We start from the raw sequence: 22,043 nt of genomic DNA, 5'->3' as shown, positions 1-22,043 counted from the left end.
AGGAAAAATTCATCGACAGATGCGGCGTCATTCGGTGGGCGGGCTGCCGAGGTAATCCCTGGCATCGCCGTCGTCGCGGAAATGAATCTCAAGTGTGTGCAGGCGCAGCGAGGCCGGTGAGTAACGGGCTTCGATGGCATTGCCTTTGCGATCCAGGCCCTTGAGCTCGTAACAACCGTCGTCGACCTTGATGCGCTGCACGCTCCAGCCGTATTGCCGCTCGACCTGCTGACGCAAGGTTTCGCGCGGTTGCCAGTCGCTCACCGGGTCGCTGCAGTCGTCATCGGCCAGGGCGTAACCGCTGAGCAGCAGGCTCAACAGCGCGGCCTGGGCAATAAAACCTGTTTTCATGATCTGTCTCCTGCCGAGGTCGGCGTCTGTGGCATACCCTAAGGTGCATTCCTGACAACCAGCTGAATCTTCAGATTCACGTCAGGTAAGGCGATTAAGGTGCTGCACGACAACCATCACAGGAGGTGCCAGATGCGGGTTTTATTGGTCGAGGACGCACCAGGGTTGGGGGAGGCGGTGCGCGAGCAGATCGCCGATGACGGCCATGCCGTCGATTGGGTGCAGCGCCTGGACCATGCGCGCAACAGCGTGCGCACCACGCCTTACGACCTGATCCTGCTTGACCTGATGCTGCCGGATGGTCGCGGGCTGGACTTTCTGCGTCAGCAGCGCTCGGCAGGGGACGTAACCCCGGTGATCATTCTGACCGCTCAGGATCAGATCTCCGATCGTATCGCCGGTCTCAATGCCGGGGCCGATGATTACCTGGTCAAACCGTTCGACCTGTTTGAGCTCTCGGCCCGTGTGGCCGCGGTGGCCCGACGCTACAGCGGCAACCCCAATCCGCAGATCCGACTCGGTGATTTGCAGGTCGACATGAGCGCCCGCACCGTGCAGCGTGCCGGCACCACCGTGGACCTGACGGCGCGTGAGTGGGCGCTGTTCGAAGCGTTTGTGCAGCGCCCCAGCGCGCTGCTGTCCAAGTCGCAGCTGGAAGAACGGCTGTATGCCTTCGGTGCCGAAATCGAGAGCAATACCATCGAGGTCTATATCAGTCGGCTGCGTAAAAAACTGGGGCGCGATCTGATCGAAACCGTGCGCGGCATGGGCTACCGGTTGATGGCTGTATGAAGCCCTCTGTGAGCCTGCAAAAACGTCTCGGCCTGGGTTTGACCCTGGGCATGACCTTGCTCTGGCTGGGCGCAACCGTCGGCGCCTGGCTGGTGGTGCAGCATGAGTTGGACGAGGCATTTGACAGCGCACTGGAAGAGACCGCGCAACGCATCTTGCCGCTGGCCGTGTTGGAAATCAGCAACCGGGAGGAACCCCGTGAAGCGCAGCACGTTGCGGCGTTGAAAATGCACAAGGAATACCTGACGTACCTGGTGCGCGATGCCAGCGGCAAGATCCTGATGCAGTCCCACGACGCCAACCCGAAGATCTTCAATCAACAACCGACCGAGGGTTTTTCTACCTCTGAAAAGTACCGTTTGTATGGCGCCAGTGCATTGCGTGGAACGCTGTTCATTGAAATCGCCGAGCCGCTGAATCATCGCCGTGAAGCCGCGCGGGAAGCCTTGTTTGCCTTGTTGTTGCCACTGTTGGCGCTGATTCCCGTCAGCCTGTTGGGCACCTGGTTGTTCGTGCGGATCAGCCTGCGTAGCGTGTTGGCGTATCGACGTGCGGTCGAGGCGCGGGGTGTGGGTGATCTGTCACCGATCAACGTGGCCCGCCTGCCGGCAGAAATCGATCCGTTGGCCGAGGCGGTCAATCACCTGCTGGAGCGCTTGCGCAAGGCCCTCGAAGCCGAGCGCAGCTTTACCGCCAACAGCGCTCATGAGTTGCGTACACCATTGGCCGCGACCCTGGCGCAGATCCAGCGCTTGCACCAGGAGGCGCCTGAAGGCCCGTTGCGAGTGCGTGCGGCGAAGATCGAAAACGCCTTGCGCGAGCTGGCGCGGCTGTCGGAAAAGCTCATGCAACTGGCGAAGGCTGAGGGCGGTGGGCTGCTGTCCGAAACGCCTCAGGACCTGATTCCGTTGTTGGCCCATGGCGTCGATGAGTGGAACCAACGCAGCGGCCAGCGCATCGAGTTGCAACTGCCACACCAGGCCAGCGTGTACTCGAACATTGACCCGGACGCCTTTGGCATCTTGTTGCGCAACCTGATTGAGAACGCCCTGAAGTATGGCGCGACGGCGCAACCGATCGAAGTCAGCCTCACCGAACAGGCCCAACTGCGGATAGTCAATGGCGGGCCGGTGGTGCCGGCGCCAGTGTTGCAGCACCTGACCGAGCGCTTTGTACGAGGTCACAGTGAAATCAGCGGTTCAGGATTGGGCCTGGCGATTGCCAAAACGATTGTGCAGGGGGTTAACGCGAGAATGAAATTGAGCTCCCCTGCAACAGGTCGACAAGAGGGTTTCGAAGTGTGCGTCTGGCTCCCGCTCGCGTCGGCGATCGAAGTTTGAGGGGGAGGCTGGCGGGAGCCCGAGTTTCAGGCGTGAAAAAGTATGACTGTTTTAGTCCTGCATGGGGGTAAATGCGAGAAGGTCTCTATTACACTTTTCGTAAGTAACGTAACAACTAATGGATCCAATGAAAGAGTCTGAAGCTTATCTAATTTTAAGCGGGCCAGTTAACACGCGGCATACGGAGAAGTTATCGGTCCGTGATCGGTTTTAATGAGTTTCGCTGAATTAACCGTTTGTCGGTAGTCTGCTTGAGAAATGAACATTCGAGGCGTAACACCCTCTGATGCTTCAGCACGTCACCATGACCTGCTCCAGCAATCGAAAGAAAGAAGTGGAAAACGAACCTCATATGCACTGACTGCAAATGGGGATTTTTTTATCTGAAATTCAGGAGGCGGTAAACAAATCGATCATTGGTTTACCAAGTGAATCAATGGGCTACGCAGTGTCAGGTCTGCGATTTGGCATCTCTTATAAAAGTAAGATCGCACAGGGGCTTAAATAGTTAAATGCCCTGTTAGTTGTCGATCTGTACTATCGAACAAGGTGGAGAAAGTACCGTGGCGATAAATACAATTATGAGCCTGCTCGAAAATAAAGAATGTATGGAGTTTGTGCGGTTGGGCGTTATTTACGTTCATTTAGTGTCTTGTTGTGTGGCCATTGGTTTGGTGTTGACCAGTGATGTTGCAATGGTTAAAGATTTGTTAAAGCGAAAAGCATTCACTGAGCACGATCATGCTCATATGGAAAATTTGCAGAAGTCTGTGATCGTTGCATTGATAGCCTTGTGGCTGACGGGCGCCGCGGTGATCGGTATCGACTTCCTGGAAAAAGGTATGAACTACTTCATGAACCCGAAACTTCACGCCAAAGTGATCATTGTCATGCTGCTGACCTACAACGGCATCTTGTTGCATCGCCTGGTATTACCCGCGCTGCAAAAGGCAGGCTCCTTGCTCGATCTCGGATTCAGCGCACGGATGCTCGCACTGTTCTGCGGCTCGCTGTCGGCCGTGTCCTGGATGTATGCGGCCATGCTGGGCGTCGGTCGGCCGTTGGCCTGGAAATACTCCCTGTCCGAACTGTTGATGGCGTATCCAGTGCTGATCGCATTGGGTTTCCTGAGCATGCTGGTGTTGACTCAGCGAGTAAAAAAACAGGGCTACGCCGTTATTTCGCCGCGGATGGTGGCGAGCCAATGCTAGGTCCGTTCAGCAGGTAAGTCTTCCTCGTCCAGAAGGCGCCTAGTGAGCCTTGAGCCAGTCCTGAAAACGCGTCGCGCCAATGATCGGGTTGGCGCCCGGTGTCAGCGACTGGTCATTGATCGGCGCACCAAAGTAGGGAACCGAGTCGTCCGCAACGGTTTGGCGCGGGTCCTTGGTGTGCTTAAGGTAATCGCTGGCGAACTCGACGAGAGGGCGTTTATCAGGCCCGGCCACTTCGACGGTCTGATTGACCGGTGCCTTGAGCGCAATATCCGTCAGCGCCGCCGCGACATCGTCCGAGGCCACCGGTTGTAACGCGGCGGATGTCAGGTGAATGGTGTCGCCTTCCTCACGTCCGGAGTGAGCGATGGCGTGGATAAACTCGAAGAACTGGGTGGCCCGCAGAATGGTGTAGGGAATACCTGACTTCTTGATCAGTGCTTCCTGGGCCATTTTTGCCCGGAAGTAACCGCTGTCGAGCATCCGCTCGGTGCCAACGACCGACAGGGCGACATGGTGTTTGACCCCGTCGAGCTTCTCCGCCGCAAACAGGTTGTGCCCGGCGGTTTCAAAGAAATGCAACGCCGCGTGGTCTTCGAAAGAGGGGGAGTTCGCCACGTCGACCACCACGTCGGCGCCTTTTAGTGCCTCTTTGAGGCCTTCGCCGCTGATCACATTGACCCCGGTGCTCGGTGATGCCGCAAAGGCTTCATGGCCCAGTTCCTGCAGGTTTTTGCAGACCTTGCTGCCGATCAGCCCGGTACCTCCGATGACGACGACTTTCATGGCCAGTCTCCCGAAGCGGTGAGTGCAGCGGTTATTAAACACCCGCCAAGGTGGCAATATCGGGCGCTGCCCCGCAGTGGCCGACAGGTGGTCGGAAGTCCTGCAGCCAGTGGAAGAAACGCGAGTTATTTGCTTTAGTCCTCCTATCGCTGGCCCACGTGTGCGGGCGGTTCGGCTCATAACGGGAACCCTCTGACGGAGCATCCGATGAATGTTCGATTCCCGCGGCTCGCTGTTCTGGCCGTCGTGCTGACTGTTGGCTACTTGCCCTGCGCGCACGCGGTGCAATACAAACAAGTCAATCAAGCCGCGAGCAAGATCTCCTTCACGTACAACCAATTCACCTCGCGGGTATACGGCACGTTTGGCGTATTCGAAGCCAAACTGGATTTCGACACGGCCAACCCTGCGGCAGCCCGGGCATCGCTCACCATCCAGCTCGACAGCATCGATGCCGGCAGCAGTGACGCCAATACGGAACTGCAAAAACCCGCCTGGTTCGATTCGGCGGTTTATCCCGTGGCGACCTTTGAATCGACCGATGTGAAGGCGCTGGGCGACAATAAATACACGATCATCGGCAAACTGACGCTCAGAGGTGTTACCCGTGATGTAGCGGTTCCGGTGCTGCTGAAAGCCGAGGACACCATCGGCATCTTCGACGGCGAGTTAACGCTCAAACGCAGCGATTTCAAGATCGGCGAAGGGGAATATGCCGATACCGTGGTGTCCGACGACATCAATATCCGGTTCAAGATGGTCGCGCCGCAGCAGTGATGCAGCGGTGCCCCTGTAGCAGCTGGCGAAGCCTGCGTTCGGCTGCGAAGCAGTCGTGAAATCAGACGATGCGGTGTTTCAGGAAAACCGCGTGTACAGGATTTACGACTGCTGCGCAGCCGAACGCAGGCTTCGCCAGCTGCTACAAAGTGCGGTGGGCCTCAGGATCGGGGTCAGGCGTGGGATTCATTTGTTTGTACAGGTGGCAGGGTGCCACAATCGCTTTTTTTGTCGCAGCATCATGATCAGGCGGTTCACATGGATGGCCCAGGATTTCGGTACGACCAGGAGACTTTCATCGCGGCGCAGGTGCGCGGTGACCGATTGCGACAACTGTTCCATCAATCCGTGTCCGCGGTGTTCGGCAGTTATCTGGCCGCGCTTATGCTGTGCGGGTTGTGCTGGGAGCGCATGGACCACAGCGTGATGATCGGCTGGGTTGGCCTGCTGAGCGCCTCGTCGTTACTGCGCATCCTGATGTTTGTGATCTATTTTCGCAGCCCGGACAGCGAGCGTACGCCGCAACGCTGGGAGCGGATCTATTGGGTGACGCTGGTGTTGTCTGCCGGTATCTGGGGCGCTGGTGCTTTGGCCGTCATGCCGGCAGATGATCTGCTGGCCCAGGCGCTGGTCATGCTGTTTGCCGTCGGTATGTCGGTCAGCGCGGTGTCGTGTTACTCGTCTTATCGGTACATGACCCTGGTGTCGATTGCCCTGGTGTTGTTGCCGTGTACTACGTGGTTGTTGTTTCAACACTCGACCTTGCAAGTCGGTATGGCCCTGGCCGTCGTGGTGTTTGCTTCATTTGTCGCCAGAGCCACCCGCAAACTGTCCGAAGCCCTGGAAACTGCGTTTCGCCTGACCCGTGAAATGGAACTGGCGCACCGCATCGCCACGCATGCCGCACAAACCGATGAACTCACCGGGCTGAAAAACCGCCGGGCTTTTTTTGAACACGCGCAGCAGTTGTTCAACAACTGCCAACACCATCGGTTGCCGCTGTGCGCGGTGATGCTGGATATGGATCACTTCAAGCACATCAACGACACCTACGGCCATCAGGTCGGTGATCAGGTGCTGCGTCAGATGGGAGTGGTCATCAGCACCTGTTTTCGCGAAACCGACGTCTATGGCCGGCTGGGCGGCGAGGAGTTCGCCATTCTGCTGCCGGACACGTCCATTGAGGTCGCCCTCGAAATTGCCGAGCACCTGATCCAGTCCATCGGTGGGTTGATGACCGGACCGGTTTATCGCATATCGGCCAGCCTTGGCGTCGCCGCCATGGAGATGCACGATCATGATCTGCAAAGTCTGATGAACAATGCGGACAAAGCGCTGTATCGGGCCAAGGCGCGTGGGCGTAATCAAGTGGCAGTTTCGGAGTAATGGCGGGGAAGGGCTAATAAAACCGGTCTTCCTCTTTCATCGCATAAATCCGGCCCAGCGTCCTGGCCGATATCCCCAGGAATAACAACGTCAGCAATACCCCACCCATCATGATGTAAAACCCCGGACGGTTGCCGTTCAGCTCGCGGGCAATGCTGCTTTGCGCCGGAAGCCAGCGGGAGTAGAGCAGGGGAATGCTGCCGCCGGTTTCATAGGCGGTTTTTGTTGCATAGCGTTCGTCGACATATTGGTTGTCGTGCACCTGTCCGTCGAGATCGGTGTAGCGGTAATGGATCACTTTGCCGTCGCGGTTCATCAGGATGTCGTCGAGTTGCGTGACTGTGCCGACAGTCTCGACAGGGCCCAGCTGGATCGCGGCATAGCGGATGCCTTCATGCCGGGCCATGCCGGCCAGGATCAGCACCACACAGCAGGCAACGGTGAGCAGGATCACCCGGTTGAATAGGTGATCTTTTTCAGCTTCGCGGGGGTAATACATCTCACGGTCCTTCGTTGATAAATTCACAGAAGGAGTCGGCGAGCGGCGCCACAACTTTAGGCACGGACTATTTCTGGGTTGTTTGGTGTCCGTCGCGGGCTACCCCTGCGCATACATGTAATACAGCTCTGCCAGTACAGGCACCGTCGAAGGCAATGGCGATTCGGGCAGGCGCCGGGCAGGCCAGCGATCCGCTCTCTCTGGACGCATCGGTCCGCAATCGACAGGCGCCCGGTCCGCAATGAGCAGACCGGGCGCGATCGATAACGCTTTAGTGCGCGGCTATCGGTGCCGTGACCGACTTGCCGAATGCTGAAGTGACCGTGATGGTCGGGCTCGTTGTCGGCCCGCTACCGGTCGTCGTGACGGACACCCGCCACCGCGCACCGGTGCCAATCGGCGTGAGCACGGCAGCGCCAAGGTTAAGCGGCCCGGCGGTGGTGGCCGCGGTCACGGTCACCGTGTTGCCCGCCGCCCGCGACGTGGTCCCGGCAATGTCCCAGGTGTAGCGACTGTTGCTGCGACCGGTGACGGAAGCGCTGGTCACCACCAGATCCTCGTTGACCGCAGCGGCGCCGCTGACGGCCACGGACACCGTCGCCGGGGCCGAAATCGCGTCCTTGGCGTCGCTGGCCTGATAGGTGAACGTCGCAGTGAATGGCGCAGGAACAATCGCCGGAGGCGTGTAGATCACGCGCACACCGTCGGTGCTGACCGTGCCCTTACCGGAATCCGGCTGGCTCAGGCCCACCACTTTGAGTGGCACATTGCCGTCCGGGTCGGTGTCGTTGGCCAGCACATTGATGGTCAGCGGTTGACCATTGCTGCTGGTAGCAACGTCCGGACTGGCCAAGGGTTTTTGGTTGTCGCCTTCATTGTTGTCCTCATCACCGTTACCACCGGTGCGGAAGGTCGGCAGCGCCACGGAGGCTACATACGTCACACCGTCCCAACCCGGCAGCGGCGTCGGCATTAACTGGAACTGGCCGGGATGCTCGATATCCCAGCGCAACAGCATTGAGTTGTCCTCGTGCTGGGTGTTGTGGCAGTGCTCCATGTAAGTGCCGGCGAACTCGCGGAAGTGGATCGCCATTTCCACATCCACGGAGCTGTCGATGCCTTCGCCAATGCGATAGACGTCCTTGCGTGCCCATTTCTCCCAATCCGGCGGCGCCTTGCCGTCGCGACTGAGGATCACGCCTTCCTCGAAATGCACGTGCACCGGGTGGTTCCAGCCGTTGCCGCCATTCTTGATTTTCCACACTTCGAGGGTGCCGTCGCCGGCATACCCGCCATCAGTCGGGCCGTTGGCCAATTGCGGTGCGGCACTGAGCCGGCGTGGGTCCATGTGGTAGCCGAAACCGCCATCGGTCTTGACCGTCCACGGTGCGGCGTCGGTGCCGTCGGAACGCCCAAAAACAAACTCACGGTGCCGTGCGGCGGTGATTTTGGCCTGATCGGTCGGGTTGTCGCGGTCGATGGTCAGCGGGATCATGACCTTGCCGGCGGCTTTGCCGGGCTTGGCAGGTTCATAGGCGACCGGGTCCATGCTCAGGTCCTGGCCAGAATAAGGCTGCACCAGCAACTCGAGGAATTTGCCCACGGCCGGGTCGCCCTTGTCCCATTCCGGACCTTTGCTGCCTTGCTTGATCACCGCTTTGTATTTTTCGGACAGCACATCGGCCAGGGCCAGTTCGTCTTTCTCCGGACCCTTGCCGGTCTGGTGTGCCATCAGATTGATGAAGAACAGCTTGTCACCAACGCTGATGCCGTTTTTCGCGAAGTTGACAATGATGTCGTAGCGTTCGGCGATGCCCTGGGTCGGCAGGATTGCGTTGTGATCCTGGAAGTTACCGTCGCCATCCAGGTCCATGCTGCCGTCGAACGGAATGCTGTGGGCCATGATGTTGCCGTCGTTGCCGATCAGGTGGAACGGCACGCGGTTATAGGACACCCCGGAACCCGCCGGCCCGGGAAATTCGCCACCGTTACCGCTGACCTGGCGCACCAGCGCCATTTTGAAGTAGCGCGACACCGAGCCGTTGAGGATGCGGAAGCGATAGCTGCGCGCCCGCACTTTCAGCACCGGTTGGTACTGCCAGTTGACCAGAATCTGATCCCCGAGGAAGCCGTCGGTGTTGAACGGGTTGAACCACAACTGGCCGTTCGCGTCCCAGGCCTTGTCGGCGACCACGAGGTTCACGTCGTAATCACGGTTACCCCACGGCATCGCCGAACCGCTGGGGAAGCGCAAGTTGACGCCGTCCTCGATCGCCTCGTTACCGCGGTCCAGCGCGCTGTAGTAATTCATCATCACCGCATTGCCCTTGTAGACGTTCTGCGCGGTGAAATCGAGCATGTGGTCGTGGAACCAGTGGGTGCTCATGGTTTCGCGCCAGTCGCCACGGATTTTGATGGTGCCGTTGTCGCAGGTTTTCAGGCCGGGGCTGGCGTCGTTGACGTACAGGGTTTCACCGGGCGCGCAAGGGAAGGCTGCGCGCGGATCCTGCGCGTTGGTGTTGATGGTGTCGTAGCCGGCCAATTGCACGGGCCAGCGATAGTCGTAGTACTGCCCCGGAAAGAAGAAGGCGTTGGCATAGCCGTCGCTTTCGGCCGGGGAGTGGCCGTTGTGTTCGTGGGTGCTGATGGTGTGCAGGCCGAAACCCATGTTGGCCGCCGGGTCGATCGGCAGGGCATTGTAGTGACGCATCAGCAACGGTTGGCCGTAGCGAACCATGAGCAATTTGGGCGGCACAGTGCCGTCGAAGGTCCACAGCGAATTGTGATTCTGGATCGGCATTTTCGAGTGGAAACGCACGTCGATGCCCTTGGTGGTACCGGCGGTGGCCGGGATGTCCGAGGTTTGGTAGTAGAGCCCGCCGGGGGCAAATTCACCCTTGGCGTAGTTGTGCAATTGCTTGCGGTCACGCAGGCCCAGATTGGTTCGCGCGCCGGCTTGCACAGTCTTGAAATCAGCCTGCGGGTAGAACTCGTTCCAGCGCTGATGCGACCAGCCTTTTCCCGGTGGCCGGCCTTCAGCGGGCGAACCGACCGGATGGCGGTTGAGGAACGATTCGATCTGCGCTTGCCACGGGTTGCGGTCCAGCACATTGGAAAACTGCGACGGGAACGGAAACAGCCCCGGTTGACGCATGAACGCATCCAGCGCCGCGCTTGACGGACCACTGCGAGCGACGAGGTTTGGGTCCTGCTGCGGTGCCGGGCCGGTGGTGGGCACGGGGAAGGTCAGTGGTGGCTGCGGCAGGGTAGGGTCGAGTTTTTCCGTACCGAACTCTTCGAACAGCAGCAGTTGCTGGGTAAACGGCTCAGCCCCAAACAAGGGGCTGGGTTTGCCGTTGGTGGGGAAGTTGAACGACGTTTGCACGGCGGGCGGCAGCACGTTATCGGCACGGGGCGTGTCCTTGTCGCCGTACACACCGTTGGGCAAGGCCAGGGAACCCTGATTCGCCTCGGGCATGGTCTTCAGTGCTTCCAAGGCCACGACGGGATCAGCCGGCGGGTTGTAATAGGCCGAGGGATCGGTCGGTGACGGTTGACTGACATCGTCAATCGGGGCGGCATTCAGTGTGGCCAGGCTGGCCGTCATGAGCACCACCGTAGTGATGCCCTGCGCCAGGGAAACGCGGGGCGATTTGTTCGCAGGGATTGAGCTTTTCATGAGGGTTCTCGTGGGGCATGCCGGTGTGAAGGCACGTGCCCTTTGGCTAACGCAAAAGGCGCGCCATTACCGTAGTGCCATGAAAAACTCTGTTAAATCATTTGGTTGTGAGATGTGTAAGGCTTTTTGAACACTGGAGAAAGGACACCGAACCGGGGGCAAATCCTCAGTTTCGGGGGGGATGATGTCGCGTGTACGCTACAACCCCTGTAGCAGCTGGCGAAGCCTGCGTCCGGCTGCGAAGCAGTCGTGAAACCATCAAACGCGGTGTATCAGGCAGAACGCGTCAAGCGGACTTACGACTGCTACGCAGCCGGACGCAGGCTACGCCAGCTGCTGCAGGAAGTGTTGGGGCTCAGGCCAGTTTCACATTCATCGTGATCCGCGCCGTGAACACCTTCTTGCCTTCGGCGTCATGAATCTCCACCGGCACGATCTTGTCGCCTTCCGTCTGCCAGTCCACCGCCTCACCGTTGGCCACTGCCGACACATCGCTCTTGGCCTTGGCCAGATACTCCACGGTCATGCCCTTTGGAATCCAGCGCGCACCGGTAGGGATAGACACGTCAGTCATCGTCCCGGCGGCCAGTTCGGCAGCGTTGCACATCGCAATCGCATGCACGCTGCCCAGATGGTTGGTGATCTCCCGCGTGAACGGCACCTGGACCGCGGCATACCCCGGACGCAATTCCGAGATCAGCGGGTTGATGGTGCTGAAGTAGGGTGCCACCTGACAGGCCATTTTGCTGAACGCTTCCGGGCCTGCGCTGTTAAACATGCTGAGAAACTGACTCATGTTGAAGCCTCACTGACGGGTTGATTTAGCAGAACGATGTTCCGTAACAGAATAATGTTCTGTGACGGAACAGTATTCTGTCGCGGTGAAATCTGTCAACCTAGCGCGGCTTACTCATTGGCAGTCGATCTGCCGTGTCATGGATCTTCTTGGCCAGTGTCCCGCATGGAAACCTCAGATTTACTCGAACGCTGCTACCCCGGCAGAAGAGCCGAACTCAAGCGCGATATCTTCAGAAAGGCCCTGGCCCTGTTCAACGACCTGGGGGTCGAAGCCACGACCATCGAGATGATCCGCGCCGAGTGCGACACCAGCGTCGGCGCGATCTACCACCATTTCGGCAACAAGGAAGGCTTGGTGGCGGCGCTGTTTTTCACCGCGCTGGACGATCAGGCCCAGCTGCGCGACCGCTATCTGGCCGAAGCGAAGACCACCGAGGAAGGCGTGCATGCGCTGGTGCACAGCTACGTCGACTGGGTCGACAGCCAACCCGAATGGGCGCGGTTTCAGTACCACGCACGGTTCGCCATCACCAAAGGCCCGTTCAAGGACGAACTCGCGACCCGCAACAAAACCCGTAACCACACACTCGGAGCATGGCTGGCAGAGCCCGGCCGCCGCGATGAATTGCGCGCGGTACCTGCCGAACTGTTGCTGTCACTGATCATCGGCCAGGCCGACAGTTACTGCCGCGCGTGGTTGTCGGGGAGGGTGAAGGGCAGTCCCAAGGCCTACCGGGAACTGTTGGCCCAAGCCGCGTGGCGCTCAATCTGTGACAATAGCCTGGCCGATGCCCAGTAAGTCTTTTCCCGGAGTCAGAAATTCAATGCCCCAACTCACCCACTTCGCAGCCCCGTGCCCGGAGCACATCAACAGCCAGATCCTGCAACTGGTCGTCGATAACCTGACCGACATCAGCATGGTCGGCATCGGCCCGAGCAACCCGCTGTACAACGTCTACCAATACACGGTCGGCTTCGAAGTGCACCTGTACCTGGACGCGCTCGACGGGTCCAAGGGGATTGCGGTCGAGTTGATCGTCGCCACCGACGACGCAGACCCGGAGAAGGTCATCGGCTTTTTGCTGTACCTGCCAATCAAGGACGATCCGCAAGCCTGCGGCGTCGCCTACATGGCGGTCGACGCCGGCCATCGTCGCCAAGGTGTCGCGCGCAACATGTTGAAAGACATGATCAGCCGTTACCCGCACGCCGAATTGACCTGCGCCGTGGCCAAGGTGCCGTGGTTCGAATCGATGGGCTTCCAGGTGCTGGGCGTGCGCGCTACGCAAGTGCTGATGAACACTCGCGACCACAGCAGCGAAGGCTTGATGGGGCTGCTGGATGTGGCGTCGATCTACAGTTCGCTGGAAGTTCGGCAGATCCATCACTACTTGCTGCAGAAGCACGGCAAGCGCGCAATGATCGATGCCGAGAAGCAACGCGACCGGCATCTGGACCAGATGACCCGCAACGCCAAGGTGTTTGTGCTGAATCGTTTGGGCCAGAACGCGGCGAACGAGCCTCGTCTGGACTAGACTCACAAGTCCTTTCGGGAGCGCACGGTCGCCGAGCCGTGATATTCTGCGCGCCAACTTGGTTTGACCTGTTCAGTTGGCCCGTCTTGGAGACGTGCCGACAGGATCAATGTCGCTCAAGTAGCTGAAGCCAATAATGATAAAAAGTCAGTTCAGTAGGGACATATAACTGAGGTCGATGCAGACAATCGGCCTTGTGTGCCCACCCTCCAATCAGCATGCATAAACACCCACGACATCCTGCCTGAATGCCGTGAACCAGGGGTTTTTGACATGAAGATGGAAGGGCGGATGGCGTTTTATCATAGGTGCTACAGATGTTTAAAAAAATGAACACGGCCCTGCTGGGGCTGGCTTTGTCGATGGGGATCACGTCCGTTCAAGCGGAAGAGGCAAAGAAAGTCGATGTGCTGTTGATTGGCGGCGGCATCATGAGCGCAACCCTGGGTGTGTGGCTCAATGAGCTGGAACCCGACACCTCGATGGAAATGATCGAGCGTCTCGACGGCGTCGCCCTGGAAAGCTCCAACGGCTGGAACAACGCCGGTACCGGTCACTCCGCCCTGGCCGAGTTGAACTACACCCCGGAAGACGACAAAGGCAACGTACAGATCCCGAAAGCCGTTGAAATCAACGAAGCGTTCCAGATCTCCCGTCAGTTCTGGTCCTGGCAAGTTCAGCAAGGCGTGTTGAAAAACCCGCGTTCGTTCATCAACTCCACACCGCACATGAGCTTTGTGTGGGGCGATGACAACATCAAGTTCCTGAAGAAGCGCTATGAAGCCCTGCAAGCGAGCCCGCTGTTCGCCGGCATGCAGTACTCCGAAGACCCGGCGGTGATCAAGAAGTGGGTTCCGCTGATGATGGAAGGGCGCGACCCGAACCAGAAAGTCGCGGCCACCTGGACCCCGATCGGCACCGACGTGAACTTCGGCGAGATCACCCGCCAGTTCGTCGCGCACCTGCAAACCACGCCAAAGTTCGACTTGAAGCTGTCTAGCGAAGTGCAAGACATCACCAAGAACGAAGACGGCACCTGGCGCGTCAGCTACAAAAACCTGAAAGACGGCACCAAATCCGAAACCGACGCCAAGTTCGTGTTCATCGGCGCCGGCGGCGGTGCACTGCACCTGCTGCAGAAGTCCGGCATTCCTGAAGCCCAGGAATACGCAGGCTTCCCGGTTGGCGGCTCGTTCCTCGTGACCGAAAACCCGACCATCGCCGAACAACACCTGGCCAAGGCCTACGGCAAAGCCTCCGTCGGCGCACCGCCGATGTCGGTTCCGCACCTGGACACCCGCGTCCTCGACGGCAAACGCGTCATCCTGTTTGGCCCATTCGCGACCTTCAGCACCAAGTTCCTGAAAGAAGGTTCGTACCTGGACCTGCTGACCACCACGACTACACACAACGTGTGGCCAATGACCAAGGTCGGCATCAAGGAATACCCACTGGTCGAGTACCTCGCAGGCCAACTGATGCTGTCTGACGAAGACCGCATGAACGCCCTGAAAGAATACTTCCCGAACGCCAAAGCCGAAGACTGGCGCCTGTGGCAAGCCGGCCAGCGTGTGCAGATCATCAAGCGTGATGAAGCGGCGGGTGGCGTGTTGAAGTTGGGTACTGAGATTGTGTCCTCGGCTGACGGCTCGATTGCCGGCCTGCTGGGCGCATCGCCGGGTGCATCGACGGCGGCGCCGATCATGCTGACCGTGCTGCAGAAGGTGTTCAAGGATAAGGTGGCTTCGCCGGCGTGGCAGGAAAAGCTGCACCAGATCGTGCCGAGCTATGGCACTCAGTTGAACGGCAGTCCTGAGAAGGTTGCGCAGGAGTGGGCTTATACCGCGAAGGTGTTGGAGCTGACTCCGCCGCCGGTGATCCCGCAGTTGGCGGCTCCGGTTGTTGCTCCGGCTGATGCTGGAAAGGCTCCGAAGGCTAATGCTGCTAGTGATATGGCTTTGTAAGTAGAGGCCTTGTCAAAAGCCCACTGGATCGGTGACGGTCAGTGGGCTTTTTTGTGGGCGGTGGTTTTGTGCGAGGGATGGATTCGGATTATTTGGTGGGCTGTTTTTGGCCAATAGCTGCCCCACTAGGAGTGGTAGCTGATGATTAATGCCTTGCATTCATGTGGTGCTCAGTGCTGCCTTACGCACCGCGCTCATTGTTGAAACGAGTGAGCAGAGCCGTTTCTTTCAACTCGTAATGCCCCATCAATTGGTAATAGTTAGTCACCCCTCGATCAAGCAAATCTCTTGCTTCGACTCTCGGGTCAAAATCTACGGTTGAGTCATCGCCGCCATTCATGTGTTTTGTCGAGTTCTTCGCATTGTTCATTAGGTCATGAATAGCCTTCGCCGTAGTTGGCTCTCCCTCTTCATCCAGAAACCTTGATAGGCGAACAGCACCGTTTTTTATACTGTTCAATGATGACTCGCCACCTTTCGCCTCTACATGTCTTCCAAGTAATTCTTCGGCAGCACCGGCAAGGCATATCGTCGCGAAATACTCTGGTGGCTCACTGAAAAAATGACGCAAGGCGGTATCGAGCAATTGGGATGCAATTTCGATTTTTGGAATAGGGGTAGTCATTTTGGTACACCTAAATGAGTTTGGAGGGGGAGGCTAGTTCACAAATTGAATTTTGTTTTCGGCTTCGGAAAGAAGTTGGATTAATAATCAGAAGTGATTTCTCAATCGCAATCGGCAGGTCGCTGTTGAAACGCGTCGCATCGATCCTCGGGAAAAGCGAGTAAAGGGGACAGATTTATTTTTCCGGAAATAAATCCGTCCCCATTTTTCGCAATTCAAGCAGGCCAGTCGCCCGCTACATACTGATTTATGGCTCTACAACATCGCAAAACAACGGCATGACCTGACTTGTTAAGGCCCGAACGAGCCTCAACAACTAGGTGTTCGAGGAAAGATCAACGCCCTTCACGCCAATACTGGTTTGCAGCTGCGATCACTGCAAATTCGGTGGCGACGATCTGTGCCACTTGCAGAAGCATGGCCGGATCTTCGGCGTAGATTGGCCGCAGTCTCGAACGAACGGCGTCATCAGGCTGGGTGACCTTGATCGTCAATCGAGCCATTTTCACGGCTAACTGACGACCCGCTTCCGCGGTAGGGACAATCAAGCTACCACCAGGTACAAGTTCGATAGTGCTCATAGAATCTTCCTCATCAGGAAATCGACACGGTTGGAGGCATGCGAGGTCAGCCTTTTTTACTTCAGGCTTCTTTTGAAACGGAAAAAAGTATAGATCGAAAGTTGTGTGGCAAAAGGCGTACGTGAGGCCAAATCCGCGTGGTCTGCCAGTATTTCGCACTATTGGTCTTTTGATCCAATTGGGTTCATTTGTATGGTTCTGCTTTTTTGACGCGCTGGCGTCGGGGGATTTGGCATGAATTTCATGTGGCGTAAAAAAGTACTCGCAGACTACGTCGCGCCCTTAAATGAGCCGGCGCCTGCGATAGTCGATGAAGGACTACTTGCGATCCGTGTGAGTGAACTGCGCGACCGTGATTTTTTTCGTGGCCTGGCGCAGCACTTGCTGATTTGTGGCAACTCGCTGGAGCCGGTCAGTGAGTCGTTCTCGATGCTCAACCAGCGCCTCAAACTCAATTACCAGCGCGCTGAAGCGGTAGCCAGTGCGGCCATCGATAACCGCGTGCAAGTCGATCATTTGCAGGACCAGTCTCGGGTTATGGCCGCCGGCCTCCAAGCGCTAGAAGGCGTAATAACTCATTTGGTCGGTCGTGCCAGCGAGATCGATAGAATTGTTGACCTCATCAGCGACATTGCGCGCAAAACAAACCTGCTCGCGCTCAATGCAGCCATTGAGGCAGCGCGCGCAGGGGATACCGGCCGTGGCTTCGCGGTAGTGGCCGGTGAGGTGCGCTTGCTGGCGGAAAAAACGGCTGAAGCCACCCGGGAAATCGTCAAGGAAACCTCGGCAATTCAGGAGGAAATTGGCCGGGCGAAACAGGCCATTTCGCAGCAGAGCCTAGTTTCTAATGACTTCAGTATGGTCATTGAGAAAACCGCTGAAACCATGGCCGGTATGTATGGACAAGCGCAACAGATGCAGCGCGAGATTGATCAGTCGCATCTATTGTCCGACATAGAACTGGCCAACCTGCAAGAGCTGACGCTAAAAGTCACGGTGTACGACCGCTTGCTCAATCCCAAACCCCATGCGCCACTGACGTTGCCGGATGAAACCCAATGCCTGTTCGGTCAGTGGTATTACGGCGAACAGAATCAGGGACAGCAACGCGACGTCGACTTCCGGCGCATGGAAGCTTCGCATCGACAGGTACATAGCAGCGGACAGGCCGCACTGGAGGCACACGATCGTGGGGAACTGGAAGAGGCGCTCAAGCAGCTCGGATATATGGAGGAAGCCAACGCCGTCGTAATGCGAACAGTTAAAAGCCTACTGCATGCTCGACTGCATTCGCCGGCCTGAGGCGAAAAGCAGGGAGCCTTTTTTCTGGTCATTTCTCTTGCACCGCGCAAGCAAATTCCGCTCTCCGTTCTGATCACGTACCGGCCCCTGGCTTTTGTAAAAGGTAGCTATAGGTCGAAAACGGTCTCGCCTGAGCGACTGCTTTTGGCCTACTGCCGACTGACTCAAGAGACCTCATTGCTACCGCGTTCACCTTCCGTAGGACGCACGCGTCAGCCTATTCAACAATTCCTGAGGGCGCATGTTTAAACACCCTAAAGGTAACGTCCTGAAAGCTACAAAACCTTGTGCCTTTGCCTACGGGTACGCCAGAATCCGCCGGCTTGTGCGCTTTTGGGTCGCTCGGTACCTTGATTCGTGTCACTGCCCATCAGTGATCGGGTTTAGCAGCCCGTCATGACGAAGCGCATTTGCATCCATATAGTCAGGTCATTTCATGCCTGCACGTTATGGTAGCTGTGCGCAGGGCGCCCTCGGGCGCGCCGGATTCGTCTCCGCCGGTCTGCTAACCTGCGCTCAGCTGCCACCCTGCATTCGTTTAGCAGCGATTGGGTGACGGCTCCATATTTGGAGACTTAAATATGTTCAAGGTAACCCCCAATCCACCAGACACCGATCCAGTGTCCCCGTACGAACCCGAGTCAAAAAAGCTCAACGAGGCCGCCGAACGCGCCCTCGACTTCCACTTCCCGTCGAACGCCGACATCAAAGCCACCCCGCGAACACGCAGCACGCTATTTTCCGTGGACCCGAAAGCCACAGTCGAAACTCTGGCGGTTTTTCTGGTCGAGACACTGGCCTCGCTTGACGTGATGGTTCATCACTTGGTGGATCATCTGGAAGGGGAGGCGCGCTACGCGCTGCTGGGTATTTCAAACAGCATCATGGTGGCGGAGATCACGGCGAACGGAGTGCTGGATAAGATTGAGCCTGCCGTGTAAGCGCTGTTCTGAGGTGAGGGAGCTTGCTCCCGTTGGACTGTGCAGCAGGCCCATTGAGGCCGCTTCGCGACCCAGCGGGAGCACGCTCCCTCGCCACAGGTTATTCATTGTTCGATCTATCTATTTCCATAAAAACGGGACGCTAAGCGTCTCGTCGCTATGCCGGTGTTATCTGTATGATTGGTTTTTTGGCCGCATACTTAGTCCAACCCCAACCTCCATATTAAAAGGACGCTCATGGATATCACTAACGTCGGTCGTTATAAGCTTAGTTTCGATGCCGTCAGCTTTAATATCGAGTGCCCCATGGGAACCGCTAAATTTTCAGGATTGGCAACATCCAGTCTCCCGAAATTGTATGTCGTCTGTGTCGACGATCACCCAAACCCAATCTATATCGGCATGACTAAGCAGCCAATTCGTAATCGTCTTCGATTAGGATGGAGCGCGAATGGTGAGAACGGCTATCACGGCTACGCATGGCGTAAGAGTTTCACAACCGCCACGCTTGATGTTTGGTGTCACACCAATCCCACCGCAAAGAATGATTGCATTGACGTCGAGACTGTTGAGGCCGAACTGGTTTATCTGATTCGCAAAGCAGGACAGTGGCCTTTATTCCAGACCGAAATTCATTTCCATCCGTCAACGGAAATACATCGCAAGGTGGCTGCCAAAATTGGTGCTCACTATGGTCTTGCTATCGATAGCTCAAATGCCGAGCCGAAGTTGGTGGGGTGACTGTCCGCTGTCACCGCTCGCCATCCAATAGATAATTTCCCTGGCAGAACTATCGATCAATCGAGTGTTGGCTCAAGTAGATCCGCAAGGGTACGCGAGGGCGTTGTTTCACCAGAGTGTGCAGTAAAAAGGCCCTGTCCCTTTTTAGTGGGCGGGGCTTTATGCATTTCAGTGGTTTGGTCGGAAGGCTGGATGGGGCTTTATGTATTTCAGTGGTTCACTCGCTACACCTGTCTCATTGCTGCTGAAAAGCAACCTTCACCCCAAGCGAAACAAACAACGTTCCAATTATTTTCCCTTCCCATCGACGCAGCGTTTGATCTTCGCAATCCCCACATCCTGCCGTCGCCACCCGCAACCTCCATCTATCGTTTGAAAGTGTTGCTTCCTGAACGTCTTCTACACTGAGCAAGCCTGTTCGTGACCCATTGTTCACGACCGCAGGCCAGCAGCCTGTTGCACGTTTGTTGGTAACGCTTTCCAGCTTTTGCGAGTTGACTCAAGCACTAATGAGCACCCTGCAAATCCCACACAATCCGGATCACGAGGGGGAACACGCCATGAACGCAATTACGACCAAAGACGGCACGCAGATTTTCTACAAGGATTGGGGGCCGAAAGACGCGACGCCCGTTGTGTTTCACCACGGCTGGCCATTGAGCGCGGATGACTGGGACAACCAGATGATGTTCTTCCTGCTCCAAGGCTATCGGGTGATCGCGCACGACCGCCGCGGGCACGGGCGCTCGACCCAGACGTGGGAGGGCAACGAAATGGACACTTATGCCGCCGATGTCCTTGAGCTGACCGATGCGCTCGACCTCAAGGGTGCGATCCATGTCGGCCATTCGACCGGTGGTGGTGAAGTCGCCCGCTACACCGCGCGGGCCAAACCGGGACGCGTTGCCAAGGCCGTACTGATCAGCGCGGTTCCACCCATCATGGTTCAATCGGAAAAGAACCCCGGTGGGTTACCCCTGGAAGTGTTCGACGGGTTCCGCTCGGCATTGGTCGCCAGCCGTGCGCAGTTTTACGTGGATGTGCCGGCAGGACCGTTCTACGGCTTCAATCGACCTGGGGCCAAGGTCTCGCAAGGCGTCATCGATAACTGGTGGCGTCAAGGCATGATGGGCGGTGCAAAAGCTCATTACGACTGCATCAAGGCGTTTTCCGAGACTGATTTCACCGAAGATTTGAAGGCGATTGAGGTGCCGACGCTGGTGATGCATGGCGAGGATGATCAGATCGTGCCGTTTGCAGACTCTGCGCCGCTTTCGGCCAAACTCTTGAAGCATCCCACACTCAAGACGTACCCGGGCTTTCCTCACGGAATGCCAACGACCAACGCGGATCAGATCAATGCTGATCTGTTGGCGTTTATTCGCGGTTGAGCACTGCGCAGAACAAAGCCCCGTCCCCTTTGTGGGGGTGGGGCTTTATGTTTTTCAGTGTCCCGTCACGCGCTCATTGGCTCACTCAAAATTCTCAATATTGGCACTGTGTTCCACCCCGAGCGGCGTGTATTTTTTTGTTTTCAGCGTCCCCAACTGGTAAGAGGGGCTGGGACGGTCAGTGGGCTTTTTGGGGGGGCTTTTTAGAGCTCAACTAGCTTCTTTCGCAATTATTGATATCACTAATGGGGATATTTTTCACAGCATCCAGTCCATACGGAAAAATGAATGAACGACTACGCTTACTCGGAGCTTGTCGATATTCACTTTGCGGAGGCACTTATGAAATCGAAAGGGTTGGGGTTGTTTTGGATATTTGGAGCCTTGCTGACAACCAGTCCAGTTTTCGCAGCTGAGTACGTCGTGTTTATGAGCTCTGGGCTGAACGAACTGCAGAACACTCTGAATGCTGAGGGAAAGAAAGGATGGAAGCTAAAAAGTGTTAACAATAGCTTGCACTGTTCAGAACCTGCGAAAGAGTGTTTTGTGGTGGTGTTAGAAAAAGAATAAGCATTGAATTTGAGTGTTTTTAGTTGTGGTGTTGCCGAAAGCTTCGGTATCCCGAACGATGTCGGATTCCGCGAGGTATGATTTTTTACTTTAGTAGCGCTCCCGCAACTGCGCCGATAAGGCCGCCTATGGCGCTGGCAAGTACAGTCCACCAGCGTTTATCTTTCTGATGTTCTAATGCTCTGGAATGTAAATTAACAGCAGTATCTATTAGCGCTTTAATATCGCTTGGGGTGAGTGGTGTTCTTGAGATTCGCTCCTTCTGTTGTTCAGTTAATGCGCTGAACGCTTCGAAGCTCAGTGCTTTTTCGGCATCTACATCGTAACGTTTTGGGAATTGTCGGCGCCAAACTAATGATGCTTTCTCTCGATTTGAATCGAGTCGAAAAAACTCGGGATGCTCCATGAATATGGTTTTCCATTTTTCCGCTTGACTGGTATCTGCATTTATCCGATCAGCCCAGTCACTAAATGGTAGTTTATAAAATTTATAAACCGCCATGACTTGAATTGCGGCAATTACATCGCCAAGTCGATTGTTTTCTGAAAGGTATGGTGAGTTGTTTTTTGTCATTGTTTTTCTCTTAGGATTGAACAGCTCTTTTAAGGCGTTCGTCAGCATCTTCGTTCGACCTCTTATGAAAATTAAGGGGGGAGGGCACTGATATTTTTCAGGAAATAAATCCGTCCACTTTTTTTCATTTTTTTCAAAAAAACATTTTTAAGGCCCAAACCGGGCAAGTCGTCTCCACGCTAGGGTAGTCGGTCGGGAAG

At 56.6% G+C, this 22,043-nt stretch carries 21 protein-coding genes and 1 pseudogene; 14 read left to right on the top strand and 8 right to left on the bottom strand.

What is annotated here, in order from left to right:
• Window positions 1–27 precede the first annotated feature (27 nt).
• Entirely contained in the window at window positions 28–351 is a 324-nt protein-coding gene (locus BK660_RS02775) for a PepSY domain-containing protein (protein ID WP_123431969.1), read from the bottom strand.
• 132 nt (window positions 352–483) lie between these two features.
• Between BK660_RS02775 and BK660_RS02770 the strand changes: the two genes are divergently transcribed.
• The 3 genes from BK660_RS02770 (at window position 484) to BK660_RS02760 (ending at window position 3,694) form a co-directional block, all read left to right on the top strand.
• On the top strand, window positions 484–1,143 hold the full coding sequence (locus BK660_RS02770; RefSeq protein ID WP_123431968.1) for a response regulator transcription factor: 660 nt from the start codon (window positions 484–486) through the stop codon (window positions 1,141–1,143).
• A complete protein-coding gene (locus BK660_RS02765; protein WP_123431967.1) occupies window positions 1,140–2,483 on the top strand; it encodes a sensor histidine kinase in 1,344 nt (447 codons plus the stop codon). The genes BK660_RS02770 and BK660_RS02765 overlap by 4 nt, the downstream gene beginning before the upstream one ends.
• Before the next feature lie 563 nt (window positions 2,484–3,046).
• Entirely contained in the window at window positions 3,047–3,694 is a 648-nt protein-coding gene (locus tag BK660_RS02760; protein WP_123431966.1) for a hypothetical protein, read from the top strand.
• Window positions 3,695–3,733: 39 nt separating this feature from the next.
• Here BK660_RS02760 and BK660_RS02755 read toward each other — a convergent pair whose 3' ends face one another.
• Entirely contained in the window at window positions 3,734–4,480 is a 747-nt protein-coding gene (locus BK660_RS02755; protein WP_123431965.1) for an SDR family oxidoreductase, read from the bottom strand.
• A gap of 207 nt (window positions 4,481–4,687) precedes the next feature.
• Between BK660_RS02755 and BK660_RS02750 the strand changes: the two genes are divergently transcribed.
• Together BK660_RS02750 and BK660_RS02745 are read left to right on the top strand one after the other, a co-directional pair.
• Window positions 4,688–5,257 carry a YceI family protein gene (locus tag BK660_RS02750; protein WP_123431964.1) on the top strand — a complete coding sequence of 190 codons (570 nt, stop codon included), beginning with the start codon at window positions 4,688–4,690 and terminating at the stop codon, window positions 5,255–5,257.
• Window positions 5,258–5,515: 258 nt separating this feature from the next.
• On the top strand, window positions 5,516–6,643 hold the full coding sequence (locus BK660_RS02745; protein WP_123431963.1) for a GGDEF domain-containing protein: 1,128 nt from the start codon (window positions 5,516–5,518) through the stop codon (window positions 6,641–6,643).
• A 13-nt stretch (window positions 6,644–6,656) separates the two neighbouring features.
• Here BK660_RS02745 and BK660_RS02740 read toward each other — a convergent pair whose 3' ends face one another.
• The 3 genes from BK660_RS02740 to BK660_RS02730 form a co-directional block, all read right to left on the bottom strand.
• Window positions 6,657–7,142, bottom strand: coding sequence for a DUF3592 domain-containing protein (locus BK660_RS02740; RefSeq protein WP_123431962.1), 486 nt, complete (start codon window positions 7,140–7,142; stop codon window positions 6,657–6,659).
• 271 nt (window positions 7,143–7,413) lie between these two features.
• Window positions 7,414–10,749, bottom strand: coding sequence for an Ig-like domain-containing protein (locus BK660_RS02735; protein ID WP_404942932.1), 3,336 nt, complete (start codon window positions 10,747–10,749; stop codon window positions 7,414–7,416).
• Between the two features lie 427 nt (window positions 10,750–11,176).
• Complete coding sequence (locus BK660_RS02730; RefSeq protein WP_123431960.1) at window positions 11,177–11,617, bottom strand: hotdog fold domain-containing protein; 441 nt, start codon at window positions 11,615–11,617, stop codon at window positions 11,177–11,179.
• Window positions 11,618–11,782: 165 nt separating this feature from the next.
• Between BK660_RS02730 and BK660_RS02725 the strand changes: the two genes are divergently transcribed.
• The 3 genes from BK660_RS02725 (at window position 11,783) to mqo (ending at window position 15,118) form a co-directional block, all read left to right on the top strand.
• Window positions 11,783–12,418, top strand: a complete 636-nt coding sequence (locus BK660_RS02725; protein ID WP_123431959.1) for a TetR/AcrR family transcriptional regulator — start codon at window positions 11,783–11,785, stop codon at window positions 12,416–12,418.
• A gap of 25 nt (window positions 12,419–12,443) precedes the next feature.
• On the top strand, window positions 12,444–13,154 hold the full coding sequence (locus BK660_RS02720; RefSeq protein WP_123431958.1) for a GNAT family N-acetyltransferase: 711 nt from the start codon (window positions 12,444–12,446) through the stop codon (window positions 13,152–13,154).
• A gap of 317 nt (window positions 13,155–13,471) precedes the next feature.
• Entirely contained in the window at window positions 13,472–15,118 is a 1,647-nt protein-coding gene (gene mqo, locus BK660_RS02715) for a malate dehydrogenase (quinone) (protein ID WP_123431957.1), read from the top strand.
• Window positions 15,119–15,299: 181 nt separating this feature from the next.
• Here mqo and BK660_RS02710 read toward each other — a convergent pair whose 3' ends face one another.
• Together BK660_RS02710 and BK660_RS02705 are read right to left on the bottom strand one after the other, a co-directional pair.
• The gene (locus BK660_RS02710) at window positions 15,300–15,743 is read right to left on the bottom strand and encodes a hypothetical protein (protein WP_123431956.1); all 444 of its coding nucleotides are present in this window, start codon (window positions 15,741–15,743) and stop codon (window positions 15,300–15,302) included.
• 335 nt (window positions 15,744–16,078) lie between these two features.
• Window positions 16,079–16,324 carry a hexameric tyrosine-coordinated heme protein gene (locus BK660_RS02705; RefSeq protein ID WP_123431955.1) on the bottom strand — a complete coding sequence of 82 codons (246 nt, stop codon included), beginning with the start codon at window positions 16,322–16,324 and terminating at the stop codon, window positions 16,079–16,081.
• 234 nt (window positions 16,325–16,558) lie between these two features.
• Here BK660_RS02705 and BK660_RS33525 point away from each other — a divergent pair.
• The 6 genes and pseudogenes from BK660_RS33525 to BK660_RS02675 all read left to right on the top strand — a co-directional run.
• Window positions 16,559–17,203 (top strand): annotated as a pseudogene (locus tag BK660_RS33525) (methyl-accepting chemotaxis protein); the annotation flags it as partial.
• Window positions 17,183–17,626, top strand: a complete 444-nt coding sequence (locus BK660_RS33520) for a CZB domain-containing protein (protein WP_404942931.1) — start codon at window positions 17,183–17,185, stop codon at window positions 17,624–17,626. The pseudogene BK660_RS33525 and the gene BK660_RS33520, both read left to right, overlap by 21 nt.
• Before the next feature lie 581 nt (window positions 17,627–18,207).
• Window positions 18,208–18,567, top strand: a complete 360-nt coding sequence (locus BK660_RS02695; RefSeq protein ID WP_123431953.1) for a DUF6124 family protein — start codon at window positions 18,208–18,210, stop codon at window positions 18,565–18,567.
• A 237-nt stretch (window positions 18,568–18,804) separates the two neighbouring features.
• Window positions 18,805–19,308 (top strand): hypothetical protein, encoded by a 504-nt coding sequence (locus BK660_RS02690; protein ID WP_123431952.1) that lies wholly within the window; start codon window positions 18,805–18,807, stop codon window positions 19,306–19,308.
• A 560-nt stretch (window positions 19,309–19,868) separates the two neighbouring features.
• Entirely contained in the window at window positions 19,869–20,699 is an 831-nt protein-coding gene (locus BK660_RS02680) for an alpha/beta fold hydrolase (RefSeq protein WP_123432526.1), read from the top strand.
• A gap of 288 nt (window positions 20,700–20,987) precedes the next feature.
• Entirely contained in the window at window positions 20,988–21,269 is a 282-nt protein-coding gene (locus BK660_RS02675) for a DUF4177 domain-containing protein (protein WP_123431951.1), read from the top strand.
• A gap of 85 nt (window positions 21,270–21,354) precedes the next feature.
• On the opposite strand, the gene BK660_RS02670 is transcribed toward BK660_RS02675, so the two are convergent.
• A complete protein-coding gene (locus BK660_RS02670; RefSeq protein WP_221178633.1) occupies window positions 21,355–21,891 on the bottom strand; it encodes a hypothetical protein in 537 nt (178 codons plus the stop codon).
• Window positions 21,892–22,043: the final 152 nt, after the last annotated feature.

The organism is Pseudomonas brassicacearum, from assembly GCF_003732265.1.
Taxonomy (GTDB): Bacteria; Pseudomonadota; Gammaproteobacteria; order Pseudomonadales; family Pseudomonadaceae; genus Aquipseudomonas; species Aquipseudomonas brassicacearum_D.
This window is presented reverse-complemented; position numbering and strand designations above follow the sequence as displayed.